This is a genomic window from Paenibacillus pinisoli (genome assembly GCF_003605435.1).
GTDB classification, from domain to species: Bacteria; Bacillota; Bacilli; order Paenibacillales; family Paenibacillaceae; genus Pristimantibacillus; species Pristimantibacillus pinisoli.
In genome coordinates, this window is sequence record NZ_QXQB01000010.1 from 53,422 (window position 1) to 68,751 (window position 15,330).

The window sequence follows — 15,330 nt, forward strand, 5'->3', positions numbered from 1 at the left end:
TTGTACGTTCTTTGATGTATATGAACCCATCCCGTGCGAAGTGCTTTGCCCGGAGTGGGCTTTAGTGATATTGAGCCTTTGTTATCTTAACTATTAACCAGCTTGATGAGTATTGCATCATCGAAGTCTTATCCTATCACTTAGCCCGATTCAAGCTACTCCCGCTCCGACAGCGCAATATGGAACAGCTCGCCGAGCCGCTCCAGTCTGCCTTCGAAGTAGAGATAACCGACCAGACATTCCAGCGCGGTTGCGTGGCGGTAATCGGCGGGATCGGCATTTTTCGGCGGAGCGCCCGACTTAGTGTTGCGTCCGCGGCGGACAATATCCGCTTCCTCCTCGCTCAGATGAGGCTGCCACCGCTCCAGCAGCTCTCTCTGCGCTTTTGCCGATACCAGCTTAGTCGCTTCTTTGTGGAGATGATGCGATTTGTTATTCGGCAAGGAGATCAAATACTGGCGCACCAGCAGCTCGAACACCGCATCGCCCATATAAGCCAAGACGACCGGATTCATAAGACCCGTCTTCAGCGCCGGCTTGTGCAGCGCGAGCGGGTTGAACGGTGACGCCACGCCCGCTTCTTCATCCGCGGGGCGCATCATTTGCGCCGCCAGCGGATGCCTTGAGGCGTATCCTCAAGCACAATGTTTTTTTCGTTCAGAAGATCGCGGATTTCATCGGCACGCGCCCAGTTTTTCGTTTTGCGCGCTTCCGTTCTTTCTACAATCAGCCCTTCGATTTCTTCATCCAGCAAGTCGTCGCCAGATGCTGCAGGCAGAAGGCCAAGCACATTATCCATCTTGTCAAAAGCTTCAACCAGCAGCTTGATGCCCTCTGCCGGAGCTTGCTGATTTTGCATATACACATTCGCTTCCGTCACCAGCTCGAACAAAGCTGTAATCGCATCCGGCGTGCTGAAATCATCTTCCATTTTTGCATGGAACTGAGCTTGAATGCCTGCTATCTTGGAGCGCAGCGCATCGAGTTCTTCCGCGCCAGCAGCTTCTGCGCCGTCAGCCGAATTCAATCGATGCTGCAAATTCGTATAGCAATTGGCGATCCTCTCCACGCTGTTCTCCGCTTGAGCAATCGTGTCATCGCTGAAATTCAGCGGGCTGCGGTAATGAGTAGCCAGCATGAAGTAGCGAACCGCTTGCGGCTTTACTTGCTTCACAATTTCTTTGACCGTAATGCCGTTGCCCAGCGATTTGGACATTTTCTCATTATTGATATGAACAAACCCGTTATGCATCCAATAGTTCGCAAATGGCTTGCCTGTCAGCGATTCCGACTGCGCAACTTCGCATTCGTGATGCGGGAATTGCAGATCATGTCCGCCGCCGTGAATGTCGAGCGTATCTCCCAAATATTTGCGCGCCATCGCCGAGCACTCGATATGCCAGCCCGGACGGCCCGGTCCCCAAGGGCTATCCCAGTTGATCTCGCCCGGTTTGGCGCCTTTCCAAAGCACGAAGTCGCCTTGATTTTCCTTACGGTCTCCGAGCTCTACGCGAATGCCGAACTGAAGCTCATCGATATTCTGATGCGACAGCTTGCCATAATCCTCGAATGAAGCCGTACGGAAATACACATCGCCTTCGCTCGCATAAGCATAGCCTTTCTCCACCAGACCGGCAATAAACGCAATAATCTCCGGAATATGCTCCGTCACTCGCGGATTCAGCGTCGCCTTGCGTACGCCAAGCGCCTCGATATCCTCGAAGAATGCGCCGATGAACTTTTCCGCCACTTCCGGCACCGTCGTGTTCAGCTCATCAGCCTTGCGAATCAGCTTATCATCCACATCCGTGAAGTTCACGACGTACTGCACTTCAAGCCCCGTGTCCTCCAAATACCGACGTACTACATCAAAGAAGATGACCGGCCTTGCATTCCCGATATGAATATAGTCATAGACCGTTGGTCCGCACACATACATATTGACCTTGCCCTGTTCGATTGGCTGAAAGCCTTCTTTCGAACGAGTGAGCGAATTATAAATGGAAACTGTCATGACTTGACTTCTCCTCCCGCTTTCGTAAGCTTCATATCCTCGAGCTCCGTCTTGAGCCCGTCGATTTCTTTCTGCATCGCCCGGAACATCTCGATAACCGGGTCAGGCAGCTGGGTATGGTCGAGGCGGTCGCCCACCCGCTCGCCGTTGCGGCGAACAACACGGCCCGGATTGCCGACTACCGTACAGTTCTCCGGCACCTCCCGCAGCACGACTGCATTCGAGCCAATGCTGGAATAATCCCCTACTGTGAAAGACCCCAGCACCTTTGCTCCTGAGCCAATAACTACATTATTACCAATTGTAGGATGCCGTTTACCTTTTTCCTTCCCTGTTCCGCCAAGGGTCACCCCTTGGTAGATGACAACATCGTCCCCAATCTCGCAAGTTTCGCCGATGACAACACCCATTCCATGGTCGATGAACAATCGATTCCCGATTTTGGCGCCGGGATGAATCTCAATGCCGGTCATGAACCGGCTGACCTGGGAGATGACGCGCGCAAGCGTGAACCATCTCCTTCTGTAGAGTGAATGCGCGACGCGGTGAGCCCATATGGCATGGACGCCCGAGTACGTAAATATAACTTCAAACCGGCTTCGTGCGGCGGGGTCGTTTTCGAAAACCGTCTGCACGTCTGAGCGAAAATGGCGAAACATGGATGACCTCTCCCTTCAAAGCTGCCAAACCTATCCCTTGCTATCTCTATCGCAAAATAATAAAAGCCCCTGCAGCATTAAGCTGCAGAGGCGTCGTATCTCGCGGTTCCACTCTGCTTGAGCAACACAATCGGCGGCTATATAGCCGATGGCTGCACATCTTCATGTCTTTAACGCAGACTATACGTTGTCGCCTACCCTGCAATCCTTCTTCGGCCTAAGACCGAATGGCTACAGCTCGGAACAAGGCTCCCAGGTGCAATTTCCGTTCAAGCGGACTAGACAACTTTCAGCCCCATTCCAATCTCCTGCATCTTGATTCGAATGACGGTTGTCCTCTCTGCGAATCCACAGCTAACGTACTTCTCCTGTTCATGGCCGATTCACTATCTTATTGATAGTCATAGTATACCGAATCGCGAAAAAAGTGCAAGCATTCCGTTCAAAAGTTCCGCCCGCCGAGTTTTCGCTGATAGCCGGCTTAACCCAGACGCGCTTTCAGTCTGGCGATGACCTTCGGCTCACCCAGCAATGCAATGGATTGATTGAGGTCCGGACCATGCGTCTGGCCTGTCAGAGCGGCGCGGATTGGCATGAACAACGCTTTGCCTTTACAGCCCGTTTCCTTCTGAACCGTCTTGATCATTTCCTTAATGCCATCCGCTGTGAAAGGAGCCGCTTTCGCTTCCAGCAAAGCAAGGAATTGGCCCAGAACTGTCGGAACTTGCTCCTCCGCCAGCACTGCAGCAGCTTCCTCCTCATCCGCAACCGTCTCACGGAAGAACAGCTCCGTTACCGGCACGATATCCGCTGCGAAGCGAAGCTTGTCCTGATGCAGCGCGACCAGAGCAGTCACCCATTCTCTACCCTCTGCGTCCAGCGTATCCGGAATGCAGCCCCCTTTTTGCAGATGAGGCAGACAGAGGTCTACAACGCGGGCCAGGTCCGCTTTTTTCATATATTCGCCGTTCATCCAGCTCAGCTTTTGCGTATCGAATACAGCCGGGCTTTTGCTCAGACGATTGGAATTGAATACGGCTACCAGCTCGTCGCGGGTGAACATCTCTTGCTCGCCCTCCGGCGACCAGCCCAGCAGCGTAATGAAGTTGAACAAAGCTTCAGGCAAGTAGCCGAGAGCATCGTATTGCTCGATGAACTGAATGATGGATTCGTCGCGTTTGCTCAGCTTCTTCTTGTTCTCATTGACGATGAGAGTCATATGCGCGAATACCGGCGGCTCCCAGCCGAACGCTTCATAGATCATCAGCTGGCGCGGCGTGTTGGAGATGTGGTCTTCCCCGCGCAGCACGTGGCTGATTTTCATCAAGTGATCGTCCAGCACTACCGCAAAGTTGTAAGTCGGAATTCCGTCTTTCTTCACGATGACGAAGTCGCCCATCTCCGCAGTATCGAAGCTGATCGAGCCTTTCACCATATCGTCGAAAGCATAGGTCTTGCCTTCAGGCACACGGAAGCGAATGCTCGCTACACGGCCTTCCGCCTCGAACGCCTGCTGTTGCTCAGGAGTCAGGTTGCGGTGCTTGCCGGAATAACGCGGAGTCTCGCCACGCTCCTGCTGCTCCTCGCGCTCCTTCTCCAGCTCCTCTTCCGTGCAATAGCAGCGGTACGCAAGACCGCGGTCGATCAGCTCCTGCCAATATTCGCGGTAAATATCAAGACGCTCCGTCTGGCGGTAAGGACCGTAGCCCCCGCCTACGTCGATGCTCTCATCCCAGTCGATGCCGAGCCACTTCAAGTATGTCAGCTGGTTTTCTTCTCCGCCCGCTACGTTGCGCTTCACATCCGTATCCTCGATCCGGATAATGAATTTGCCGCCTAGATTTCTGGCGAATAGATAGTTGAATAAGGCCGTTCTGGCGTTGCCGATATGCAAATGTCCCGTCGGCGACGGCGCGTAACGAACGCGTACTTCTGCTGTCATCGTTTTTTCCTCCTTAAGGGTATAGCGCTCTTGAATAAAAGAAGATAAGTTCGCCTTCTCACACACTTCGAGTTCAGTTTTTTCAATCATACTATTCTTCATTGGCGGCTGCCAATCTACGATCTATGTGCTAGCTGGAGCTATAACCGGGTATATTGCAGCATGCGTTATCTCGGCGTTTCTCGCGACACTATTTCGCTCCATAATGCCGCCAACGGGCATTTAAGCGTATCTGGCGACGTTACACTGAGCTGTAGCGTCTATTTTGCGATTTAAGCACGCCTCGCGTCGCTATTTTGTCTCAATCCACCGCACACCTGACTCTAATCACGTCTGGCAACGTTACACCGAGCTGCAGAGTCTTTTTCACGATTTAAGCACGCCTCGCGTCGCTATTTCGCCTCAATCCACCACATCGCCATCGGACATTTAAGAGTGTGTGGTAACATTATTTTGAGACGGAATAGCCTAATCGCAACACTCTAGTTTTCCCACCCCGAAACGATCCCCAGCAAAAGGCTTCTGCTTCTATGCCTTCACCAACAGCACAGCCGATTGAGCGGCAATGCCTTCTCCGCGGCCGGCGAAGCCAAGCTGCTCGGTTGTTGTCGCTTTGACGTTGACCTGCGAGATGTCAGCCTCTAGCGCCTTCGCGATAATCTCCGCCATCTGCGGAATATAAGGCAGCATCTTCGGACGCTGCGCGATAATGGTGGAGTCGATATTGCCCAGCTTATAGCCGCGCTCCTTCACCAGCTCCCATACCCGCTCCAGAAGCTTCAGGCTGTCCGCATCCTTGAACGCCTCGTCCGTATCAGGAAAGTGCTTGCCGATATCGCCCAGCGCAAGCGCGCCCAGAATCGCATCGGAGATGGCGTGCAGCAATACGTCCGCGTCGGAGTGGCCAAGCAATCCCTTCTCATATGGAATAGTCACACCGCCAATAATACACGGACGGCCTTCTACTAATTGATGTACGTCAAAACCTTGCCCAATTCGAATCATGTCAGGCTTCCCCTCTCTCCAGCCCGCGCTGTCCCAGCAGAAACTCCGCATAAGGCAAATCGTCAGGCGTCGTAATTTTAATATTCGTGTAATCCCCTTCCGCTACAGCAACCGGAGCGCCCATTCGCTCCACGACCATAGCGTCGTCGGTGCCTAGAAATCCATCTGCCGAAGCCCGCTGATGCGCTTCCAGCAGCAGTACACGACGAAAAGCCTGCGGGGTTTGTATCGCCCACAAGCTTCTGCGATCCGGTGTCGATACGATGACGCCGCTTTGGTCGACCTGCTTGATGGTATCCTTCACCGGCACAGCAAGAACAGCCGCTCCGCTTGCAAGCGCGGTTCTGCAGCAATTCTCCACCGCCGCCTCCGTTACAAGCGGACGCACGCCGTCATGCACCATCACCCAGTCCGACGTCAGCTTCTCAAGACCGCGCAGAACGGAATGCTGTCTCTCCAATCCCCCGCCAAGAACAGCGGTAACTTTGGAGAGACTGTATTCACGTACCCACGACTCGCATCGCTCAATATCATCGGCTCCAACAACTAAGGAAATTTCATTCACAAAGCTCAGCCGCTGGAACAGCTCCAGCGTATGAACCAGAATCGGCTTATTCGCCAAATGCAAGTATTGTTTGCTTTCGTTGGTCCCCATGCGCGTGCCGCGTCCGGCCGCCACAATGACGACTCCCCAATTCTCTACCATGCTCCAACCCGCCTTGAACCGTTGTCAGGCGCATACGGCCGAGGCCATCTCCGTCCGGCATCCGTTCGATACGCGCTGCTGGATCAGCTCTTAAGCGCATCTGCGCATTACAGCCCATCCCAAGTACAATAGTACTATCATACCTTGTTACAGCGCTTTTTCCAACAGCTTCGGCTTGGCAAATATCATTCTGCCCGCAGACGTCTGCAGGACGCTCGTCACGAGCACCTCCATCGTCGTTCCGATGTAGTCACGGCCGCCTTCCACTACGATCATCGTACCGTCATCCAGATACGCGACGCCCTGTCCATGCTCCTTGCCATCCTTGATCACTTGAACGATAATTTCTTCACCCGGCAATACGACCGGTTTGACGGCATTGGCAAGATCGTTGATGTTCAGAACGGAGACGCCCTGCAATTCGCACACTTTATTGAGATTAAAGTCATTGGTGACAACCTTGCCGCTAAGCGCCTTCGCCAGCTTCACAAGCTTGCTGTCCACCTCGCCGATCTCCTCGAAATCTCCTTCGTAGATCAGCACCTTTACGTCGAGCTCCTTTTGGATCTTGTTCAAAATATCCAGGCCTCTGCGTCCCCGGTTGCGTTTGAGCAAGTCCGAGGAATCTGCAATATGCTGCAGCTCTTCCAGCACGAACTCCGGTATGACCAGCGTTCCTTCGATAAAGCCCGTTTTGCAAATATCCGCAATCCGCCCGTCAATAATGACGCTAGTGTCCAGGATTTTATGCTCCTCGTAAGTGCCCGACTGGTCCTGCACAGGGACCGGGCGACGGCTTTCAGCCAGCTTCTGGAATCCTTCGACAATCTCTTCTTGCTTGGATAAGCCGATTCGAAGTCCCAAGTAACCGAATACGAGCGCCATCACAGCAGGGAGCAAAGCGCCTACGCTTTCGAAGCCCGATACGGCGGGATACAGCAGCACTGCGAGCAGCAATCCGCCCAGCAAACCTCCCGCTCCGGCTAGCAGCTGTCTCAGCGGCATCTCGGTCGTCAGCTCTACACCCTTCTGCATTAACCGGATAGCCGGACGCGCCAGAATTGTCGCAGCAATGACGCCGAACAGGGCTCCTATCCCTACATTCATGTAATAAGTGCCGGATTGCTGAAGCATGCCAAATGAGGAGCTTGTCCACACGGACGATCCGTTCACCCATCTGTACACCTCACCGCCAGCCATTCCGCCAAACAATAACCCGATTAACTGTATCATTCGTCTAACCATAATGGTTCACCTCCATTACAATTATGATCAAATCTTGCACTGCCTAATCGTGGCAATAGGCAAAATGTTCAATATCTTATGTCATGTGGAAAACAATGTCCCAGAGGTTTATAATAGGAAAAGAGATTACTTCTACTCAAGGTGGGTGAATGAGGTGGAATCCAAGAATGCTCCAACATTGGATCAATTCCAGCAGCAAGTATCCGAGCTTCTGCTGCGGCATCGCAGTCTGCTAGACGTGTTGTCCAAGCTGGGACAATCCGGCGCATCCGTTAACCGCGCGGTTACGAAGGCCGTAACGGATTGCGGCTGCATTGAATTGAATGCCCGTAAGCAGCAGTACTCTGATGAATTGAACTTGCAAGATGCAAAAGAAACACTGGAGAGTCATTTGGCCGGTTCGCTGTGCGAACATTGCAACGAAGTGCTGAAGAACGAGCTTGGACGAAATTTATTTTACATGACCGCTTTATGTAATCTGCTTCAAATTCAACTGGACGAAGTAGTCGCCGACGAATACGACAAGTGCTCCACGCTTGGCCTATTCAATCTTACTTAGCACTTTAACAGAACCTACAACCTCCACATAACAAAAAAAGAACGTTCCCGTCCAGATGGACTGCGGAACGTTCTTTTCATAGCTGCCGGATTATGCCGGCTTTTCGGATTTGACCGATTCTTCGGTTGACTCCTGTGACTTGCCGCGCTTGCGGAATCGTTTCGGCAGACGACGGTCAACGTTTTTTTTTAGACCGTAGAGTGCGTACAGCAAGAGCGGAATGAACAGGATTTTGGACAGTTGGTTCTCGAACAGCAGACCCAGAATGACAGATACGACCACAATGAGCGGAACCACCCATACGGCGCTGCGCGGAATGCCGACTTTTTTGAAATTCGGATATCGAATTGTGCTGACCATCAATAAAGCCAGAACAATTGTGCTCGTTACCAGGACAGAAGTCGGAATATCTTCTTTGAATAAGGCCAAAGTCGCCAGGACGCCGCCGGCTGCAGGAATCGGAAGTCCGATAAAATAGCCGGTATTGCTCGTAATGACATTGAACCGTGCCAGTCGAAGCGCACCGCAGATCGGGAATAAGGCGGTAGCCGTCCATGCAAGCGCAGGACTAAGGTCCTGAAAAGCGACAACATACATAATAAAAGCCGGCGCCACGCCGAAGGAAATGACATCTGATAAAGAATCCAGCTCTTTGCCGAATTCGCTTTGGGCATTAAGCGCTCGCGCGACCCGTCCGTCCACGCCATCAAGCAGCATAGCGATCAATACCATCATGGCAGCCAACGCAGGTTTCTCGTTGAACACCAAAATAATAGCGATGACGCCCAAAAATAAATTGCCAACCGTGAGAAGGCTCGGTATCGATTTTGCGATCATCTTTCCACCTCTTCTCTACTATGCCCCAATTTCAAGCTTCCCAGCTCAATAAAGTCTGGAACACATTCTATCAATTGTATGGGAATTAAATTTGCCTGTCAATAAACATCTGCTCCTGGATGCGGCGCAGACCCTCCTTAATCGCGCGTGCACGAACCTCGCCAATCCCATCCACTTCATCCAGCTCTTCGATCGTAGCCATCAGAATATGAGGCAGCCGCTGGAAGCGCTCAATCAGATTATTCATAATAATAAACGGCAGTCTCGGGATCTTATTCAGCAGGCGGTAGCCGCGAGGCGATACCGATTCATCTGCCATATTGTTCGTATGCGGATATCCGATCAGGCGCACAATCGGCGTTGCGTCAAGCAGCTCCTCCGAGCTTAGCTTCTTCAATCCCGTGCGGATTTCGCGGATTTTCTCGTCCGAGTTATCTTTCGCATAATCCTTTAATAAGAACCAGCCATCTTCTTCAACTCCGCCGACCAGCTCATCCATCTGCATGCTGATCAACCGGCCCTCCGTGCCAAGCTCATTCACATAACGGTTGATCTCCATCTTGATTCGCAGCACCATCTCCACGCGCTGAATGACGTGGGCCACCTCTTGCAAGGTAACCAGTTCCTCAAATTCCAGCGCGGACAGATTCGTGAAGGACTGCGACAAAACAGCCTTATACTTCTCCAGCGTCTGAATCGCCTGATTCGCTTTGGTCAGGATGACGCCCATATCCTTCAGCGAATAGCGCAGGTTGCCCTGATACAATGTAATAATATTGCGCCGCTGCGAGATGGACACGACCAGCTTGCCCGTCTGCTTGGCGACCCGCTCCGCCGTCCGGTGGCGAATCCCCGTCTCAATCGACGGAATAGAGCTGTTCGGGATAAGCTGGGTATTGGCGTACAGTATCCGTCTCATATCTTCACTCATGATAATCGCGCCGTCCATTTTTGCAAGCTCATATAGATAGTTCGGCGAAAAGTCGCAATTAATGGAGAAACCGCCGTCGACGACTTCCATCACTTCAGGACTATATCCCACTACGATAAGAGCGCCTGTTTTGGCTCTAAGCACATTCTCTAACCCTTCACGAAAAGGGGTGCCTGGCGCAACTAATTGCAAAAGCTGATTCATGACTTCCTGCTGTGTCGGTTCTTTCATCTGATGCCCCCCTATCCAAGCGCTGCCTTAAGTGCTTCCGCTACCGTTCCAACTCCGATAATTTCGATGCCGTCCGGAGCTTTCCAGCCCTTCAGGCTTTTCTCCGGCATGATGACCCGCTTGAAGCCGAGCTTCTCGGCCTCCTTCACTCGTTGCTCCGCGCGGGATACGGCTCTGACCTCGCCGGTAAGTCCGACCTCGCCGAAGATGACATCATATGGCTTTGTCGGCGCATCCCTGAAGCTGGATGCCAGACTGACCGCCGCTGCAAGGTCTACCGCAGGCTCATCCAGCTTGACGCCGCCTGCTACATTAAGGTACGCGTCCTGCGTCTGAAGAAACATACCGTTCCGCTTCTCCAGCACCGCAATAATCAAGGCCATCCGATGATGGTCGATTCCCGTCGACATCCGCCGCGGCGAAGGGAAATTCGTCGTCGCAACCAGCGCTTGCAGCTCGACAAGCACCGGACGCGTCCCTTCCATGCTGGCTACAACCGTAGAGCCGGATACGCCAAGCGGCCTCTCTGACAAGAACAACTCCGAAGGGTTGGAGACTTCTCGCAGCCCTTCCTCTCCCATTTCGAAAATGCCGATCTCGTTCGTCGAGCCAAACCGGTTCTTCACCGCCCGAAGCAGGCGGTAAGTATGGTGGCGCTCTCCCTCGAAGTACAAGACGCAATCGACCATATGCTCCAGAAGCCTTGGTCCGGCAATGGCGCCTTCCTTCGTCACATGGCCTACCAGCACCGTCGCAATCCCCTTAATCTTGGCTACCCGCATGAAATGGGCCGTACACTCGCGAACCTGCGATACGCTGCCCGGAGCGGATTCCACTCTCGGGTCGTAGACCGTCTGAATGGAGTCAATCACGAGGAAATCGGGCTGTACCGATTCAATGGCATCGTTAATTTGCTCCATATTCGTCTCGCACAATACATAAAGCGTTTCCGTAAGCGCGCCCAGCCGGTCAGCGCGCAGCTTCGTCTGCCGCACCGATTCCTCTCCGGATATGTATAGAACCTTAAGGCCCTTAACCGCGAGCGCATGCGATGTCTGCAGCAGCAGCGTCGACTTGCCGATGCCCGGGTCTCCGCCTACCAGAATAAGCGACCCTGGCACAACGCCGCCGCCAAGCACCCGGTTCAGCTCCAGCATGCGTGTCTCGATCCGCGGTTCCTGCCCACTTTCTATATGTATGATGGATTGAGGTTTTTCTTTCGTATGGATCGACGATAAGCCGACACCTTTCGTCTTAACGACCGTCTCCTTCTCCTCCACCATCGTGTTCCAAGCTTGGCAGCCCGGACACTTCCCCAGCCACTTCGGTGATTCGGTGCCGCATTCGGTGCATACGAACTTCAGTTTTATTTTGGCCATCCCGAACTCCTTCTAACAATTCTCATAATTAAAGTTTACCATTATATTCCCATCTGATAAAGGCACATTATTCACGAAAAAAATTGGATCTCCTCTATTATAACCCCTTGTCCCGCCATTGCCATCATTATCGGACAATTAGCGGATTTCTATAAATTTTCTTGCAGCTGCTTATCTAAGCGTCTCCACAAGACAGCTCCTTCAGCGTTGGCAAAACAAAAAATCCCCGACAGCCTCAGGCTATCGGGGATTCGTGCTATTTCTTAAGATTTTGCAGCTGACTCTTCCTCTGGCGAAGGGGTCTTAAGCGACTTGTTGACGACAAGCCCCCCATCCTTCTCGTCGATAACGAAGGAGTCGCCCTTCTGAATGAGGCCCATCAGCAGATCCTCGGACAGACGGTCCTCGATATGCTTCTGGATCGCGCGGCGCAGCGGACGCGCGCCGTATTGCGGATCGTAGCCTTCCTTCGCGAGGAAGTTCTTCGCCGCTTCGGTAAGCGAGAAGTCCACTTCTTGCTCGCGCAGACGCTTGCGAAGCTCGTCGGACATCAGCGTCACGATCTGAGCAATATGCTCTTCACCTAGCGAGTGGAAGACGATCGTCTCATCGATCCGGTTCAGGAACTCCGGACGGAAGCTTTTCTTAAGCTCAGCCATAACTTTGTCTTTCATAACTGCAAAGTCGCGTCCCGCATCCTGTACGGCTGTGAAGCCCAAGGACGAGTTCTTCTTGATCTGATCGGCGCCGACGTTCGACGTCATAATGATCAGCGTATTGCGGAAGTCTACGACGCGGCCTTTGGAATCGGTCAATCGGCCGTCCTCCAGCACTTGCAGCAGGATATTGAACACTTCCGGATGCGCCTTCTCGATCTCATCAAGCAGCACGACGGAGTATGGCTTGCGGCGAACCTTCTCGGTCAGCTGGCCGCCTTCCTCGTAGCCGACATATCCCGGAGGAGCGCCGACCAGTCTGGATGTGGAATGCTTCTCCATATATTCGGACATATCGATGCGGATAACCGCATTCTCATCGCCGAACATCGCTTCCGCAAGCGCGCGGGCCAGCTCAGTCTTACCTACGCCCGTCGGGCCGAGGAAGATGAAGGAGCCGATCGGACGCTTCGGATCTTTCAGACCCGCTCTTGCGCGTCGGATCGCACGGGATACAGACTTCACCGCTTCTTCTTGACCAATAACGCGGTCATGAAGAATAGATTCCATCTTGAGCAGACGCTCCGTCTCTTCTTCCGCCAGCTTGCTGACCGGAATGCCGGTCCAGCTTGCGACGACTTGAGCGATATCTTCAGGCGTTACCTCGGAGTCGGTGCGGCCTTGCTTCTCTTTCCATTGGTTCTTCGTAACGTCCAGCTCTTCTCTGATCTTCTGCTCCGTATCGCGAAGCGCCGCCGCTTTCTCGAACTCCTGGCTTTGAACCGCCGCGTCCTTCTCCTTGCGGATATCCTCCAAGCGATTCTCCAACTGCTTCAGATTAGGCGGAACCGTATACGAGTTCAGCCTTACCTTGGAGCTGGCTTCGTCGATCAGGTCGATCGCTTTGTCAGGCAGGAAGCGGTCCGTAATATAGCGGTCGGACAGCTTTACCGCTTGCTCGATGGATTCGTCCGTAATTTTCACGCGATGATGCGCCTCGTAGCGGTCGCGAAGGCCATGCAGAATTTGAATGGCTTCTTCAACAGACGGCTGGTCTACCGTAATCGGCTGGAAGCGGCGCTCAAGCGCAGCATCCTTCTCGATATATTTGCGGTATTCATCCAGCGTTGTCGCACCGATGCACTGCAGCTCGCCGCGCGCCAGCGCCGGCTTCAGAATGTTGGAGGCGTCGATCGCGCCCTCCGCGCCGCCTGCGCCAATAAGCGTATGCAGCTCGTCGATGAACAGGATGATGTTGCCCGCTTGGCGGATCTCATCCATAATTTTTTTGAGACGGTCTTCGAATTCGCCGCGGTACTTCGTGCCGGCAACGACAGAACCCATATCTAATGTCATAACGCGCTTGTCGCGCAGTGTCTCCGGAATTTCGTTGGCGATAATTTTCTGGGCGAGGCCCTCTGCAATCGCCGTCTTGCCGACGCCAGGCTCGCCGATCAGAACCGGGTTGTTCTTCGTCCGGCGGCTAAGCACCTGGATGACACGCTCGATTTCTTTGCTGCGCCCGATAACGGGATCCAGATTACCTTCCTTCGCGTAAGCCGTCAGGTCTCTTGCCAGTCCGTCCAGCGTCGGTGTGCTTACATTGGCTTGCGAGCCGTGGTTGCTCGATACCGCTTCGCTGCTGCCCAGCAGCTGAAGCACTTGCTGGCGGGCTTTGTTCAGGCTGATGCCGAGATTGTTCAGCACCCGCGCTGCCACGCCTTCACCCTCGCGAATGAGTCCAAGCAGAATATGCTCTGTGCCTACATAGGTATGGCCAAGCTTTCTCGCCTCATCCATCGACAGCTCAATAACCTTCTTCGCTCTAGGCGTGTAGGCGATATTGTTCGGCTGTTCTTGACCGCGTCCGATCAGCGCTTCAACCTCGTCCTGAATCTTCTCCAGTCCAAGACCAAGCCCTGTCAGCGCCTTGGCTGCGATGCCTTCCCCTTCCCGAATCAATCCCAGCAAAATATGCTCTGTGCCGATATTGTTGTGTCCAAGACGAACCGCTTCTTCCTGCGCCAGCGCCAGTACCTTCTGTGCACGTTCCGTGAATCTTCCAAACATCATTGTTCTACACCCCCATGATCATTTTTGCCGCTTAATTGGCTTCGTATAAGCTCCGCTCTGCGGTAATCCCGCTGCTCGGAATTCATCGTCTCATTGAATGCCTGCTGCAAGAAGCCCGGTTGGGTCATCACAAGCAGTTCATTCAGCACCTGCGGCGTTACACCTTCCAGCAGACCGAGGTCCGCTCCAAGTCTGACATCCGACAATCGCTGGGCCGCTTCCTTGGAATCCATAATCGCTGCGTGGGATAGAATGCCATATGACCGCTTCACACGGTCTTCGATCCTCATTCGCGATTCCTCCAGCAGCCGCTTCCGCGCCGCCCGCTCATGCTCGATAATTTGCTTCGCAACACCGTGCAGGTTCTCAATGATCTCATCCTCCGACTGTCCTAGCGTCGTCTGATTCGAGATCTGGAACAGATTGCCCAGCGCCTCGCTGCCTTCCCCGTACAGCCCTCTAACCGCCAGCCCGACCTGTGTTACGGCCGTCAGGATCCGGTTGATATGCTGCGTCAGTACCAATGCCGGCAGATGCATCATGACGGATGCCCGGATGCCCGTTCCGACATTGGTCGGACACGCCGTCAGATAGCCGCGCCTCTCATCGAACGCGTAATCTGCCTCTTCCTCGAATATATCGTCAATTCCGCTTGCCAACGTCCATGCCTCGCCGATCTGAAATCCGGGATACAAACATTGGATGCGCAAATGGTCTTCTTCGTTAATCATGATGCTCACCGCTTCGTCCTCGCTCAGGATGACGGCGCCTCCGCGCGATTCATTAGCCAGATTGGGACTAATGAGGTGTTTCTCGACGAGCACTCGCTTCTCCAGCTCGCTGAGATCGGAGAGCAGTATCGTATCGAAGCGGCCGTACGCGTCCAGTTTCCGGGATCGGCTTACTTCAGCAAGCTGATTCAGCACTTCCGAAGCTTGCTCGCTCGTCGCCAGCATCGGGAACGGCTTAGATCGCAAATTGCGCGCCACACGCACTCTGCTGCTAATGACTACATCAGAATCGGGACCGGCGCCCCTCATCCAATCGCTGAGCGCATCCTCTGAGAATCGATGCTTCGTCAACAGGCTCACTC

At 53.5% G+C, this 15,330-nt stretch carries 13 protein-coding genes; 1 reads left to right on the forward strand and 12 read right to left on the reverse strand.

Annotated features, from left to right (window positions below):
* Nucleotides 1-155: 155 nt before the first annotated feature.
* From D3P09_RS26930 to D3P09_RS26960, 7 genes are all read right to left on the reverse strand, one after another.
* Nucleotides 156-602: a Mini-ribonuclease 3 gene (locus D3P09_RS26930; RefSeq protein ID WP_424452762.1), complete on the reverse strand. Its 447-nt coding sequence runs from the start codon at nt 600-602 to the stop codon at nt 156-158.
* On the reverse strand, nt 599-2,014 hold the full coding sequence (gene cysS / locus D3P09_RS26935) for a cysteine--tRNA ligase (protein ID WP_120114517.1): 1,416 nt from the start codon (nt 2,012-2,014) through the stop codon (nt 599-601). Before cysS ends, D3P09_RS26930 begins: the two co-directional genes overlap by 4 nt.
* Nucleotides 2,011-2,673 (reverse strand): serine O-acetyltransferase, encoded by a 663-nt coding sequence (cysE, locus tag D3P09_RS26940; RefSeq protein WP_120114518.1) that lies wholly within the window; start codon nt 2,671-2,673, stop codon nt 2,011-2,013. The genes cysS and cysE overlap by 4 nt, the downstream gene beginning before the upstream one ends.
* Nucleotides 2,674-3,154: 481 nt before the next feature.
* Nucleotides 3,155-4,615, reverse strand: a complete 1,461-nt coding sequence (gene gltX, locus D3P09_RS26945; RefSeq protein ID WP_207892560.1) for a glutamate--tRNA ligase — start codon at nt 4,613-4,615, stop codon at nt 3,155-3,157.
* A 528-nt stretch (nt 4,616-5,143) separates the two neighbouring features.
* Nucleotides 5,144-5,620, reverse strand: coding sequence for a 2-C-methyl-D-erythritol 2,4-cyclodiphosphate synthase (gene ispF / locus D3P09_RS26950; protein WP_120114520.1), 477 nt, complete (start codon nt 5,618-5,620; stop codon nt 5,144-5,146).
* 1 nt (nt 5,621) lies between these two features.
* On the reverse strand, nt 5,622-6,326 hold the full coding sequence (gene ispD, locus D3P09_RS26955) for a 2-C-methyl-D-erythritol 4-phosphate cytidylyltransferase (RefSeq protein WP_120114521.1): 705 nt from the start codon (nt 6,324-6,326) through the stop codon (nt 5,622-5,624).
* Nucleotides 6,327-6,473: 147 nt separating this feature from the next.
* Nucleotides 6,474-7,571 carry a PIN/TRAM domain-containing protein gene (locus D3P09_RS26960; RefSeq protein WP_120114522.1) on the reverse strand — a complete coding sequence of 366 codons (1,098 nt, stop codon included), beginning with the start codon at nt 7,569-7,571 and terminating at the stop codon, nt 6,474-6,476.
* Nucleotides 7,572-7,725: 154 nt separating this feature from the next.
* Between D3P09_RS26960 and D3P09_RS26965 the strand changes: the two genes are divergently transcribed.
* On the forward strand, nt 7,726-8,130 hold the full coding sequence (locus tag D3P09_RS26965; RefSeq protein ID WP_120114523.1) for a nucleoside triphosphate pyrophosphohydrolase family protein: 405 nt from the start codon (nt 7,726-7,728) through the stop codon (nt 8,128-8,130).
* A gap of 90 nt (nt 8,131-8,220) precedes the next feature.
* Here the strand turns inward: D3P09_RS26965 and pssA are convergent, their stop codons facing one another.
* The 5 genes from pssA to mcsB all read right to left on the reverse strand — a co-directional run bounded on the left by pssA (nt 8,221) and on the right by mcsB (nt 15,319).
* Nucleotides 8,221-8,967: a CDP-diacylglycerol--serine O-phosphatidyltransferase gene (gene pssA / locus D3P09_RS26970; RefSeq protein WP_120114524.1), complete on the reverse strand. Its 747-nt coding sequence runs from the start codon at nt 8,965-8,967 to the stop codon at nt 8,221-8,223.
* An 85-nt stretch (nt 8,968-9,052) separates the two neighbouring features.
* The gene (gene disA, locus D3P09_RS26975; RefSeq protein WP_120114525.1) at nt 9,053-10,129 is read right to left on the reverse strand and encodes a DNA integrity scanning diadenylate cyclase DisA; all 1,077 of its coding nucleotides are present in this window, start codon (nt 10,127-10,129) and stop codon (nt 9,053-9,055) included.
* 11 nt (nt 10,130-10,140) lie between these two features.
* Entirely contained in the window at nt 10,141-11,508 is a 1,368-nt protein-coding gene (gene radA, locus D3P09_RS26980) for a DNA repair protein RadA (protein WP_120114526.1), read from the reverse strand.
* 263 nt (nt 11,509-11,771) lie between these two features.
* Entirely contained in the window at nt 11,772-14,237 is a 2,466-nt protein-coding gene (clpC, locus tag D3P09_RS26985; protein ID WP_120114527.1) for an ATP-dependent protease ATP-binding subunit ClpC, read from the reverse strand.
* On the reverse strand, nt 14,234-15,319 hold the full coding sequence (gene mcsB / locus D3P09_RS26990) for a protein-arginine kinase McsB (protein ID WP_120114528.1): 1,086 nt from the start codon (nt 15,317-15,319) through the stop codon (nt 14,234-14,236). Before mcsB ends, clpC begins: the two co-directional genes overlap by 4 nt.
* Nucleotides 15,320-15,330 lie beyond the last annotated feature (11 nt).

Coding starts and splice junctions, on each gene's coding strand:
- D3P09_RS26930 (WP_424452762.1), bottom strand. CDS start 602: ATGATGCGCCCCGCGGATGAAGAAGCGGGCGTGGCGTCACCGTTCAAC.
- cysS (WP_120114517.1), bottom strand. CDS start 2,014: ATGACAGTTTCCATTTATAATTCGCTCACTCGTTCGAAAGAAGGCTTT.
- cysE (WP_120114518.1), bottom strand. CDS start 2,673: ATGTTTCGCCATTTTCGCTCAGACGTGCAGACGGTTTTCGAAAACGAC.
- gltX (WP_207892560.1), bottom strand. CDS start 4,615: ATGACAGCAGAAGTACGCGTTCGTTACGCGCCGTCGCCGACGGGACAT.
- ispF (WP_120114520.1), bottom strand. CDS start 5,620: ATGATTCGAATTGGGCAAGGTTTTGACGTACATCAATTAGTAGAAGGC.
- ispD (WP_120114521.1), bottom strand. CDS start 6,326: ATGGTAGAGAATTGGGGAGTCGTCATTGTGGCGGCCGGACGCGGCACG.
- D3P09_RS26960 (WP_120114522.1), bottom strand. CDS start 7,571: ATGGTTAGACGAATGATACAGTTAATCGGGTTATTGTTTGGCGGAATG.
- pssA (WP_120114524.1), bottom strand. CDS start 8,967: ATGATCGCAAAATCGATACCGAGCCTTCTCACGGTTGGCAATTTATTT.
- disA (WP_120114525.1), bottom strand. CDS start 10,129: ATGAAAGAACCGACACAGCAGGAAGTCATGAATCAGCTTTTGCAATTA.
- radA (WP_120114526.1), bottom strand. CDS start 11,508: ATGGCCAAAATAAAACTGAAGTTCGTATGCACCGAATGCGGCACCGAA.
- clpC (WP_120114527.1), bottom strand. CDS start 14,237: ATGATGTTTGGAAGATTCACGGAACGTGCACAGAAGGTACTGGCGCTG.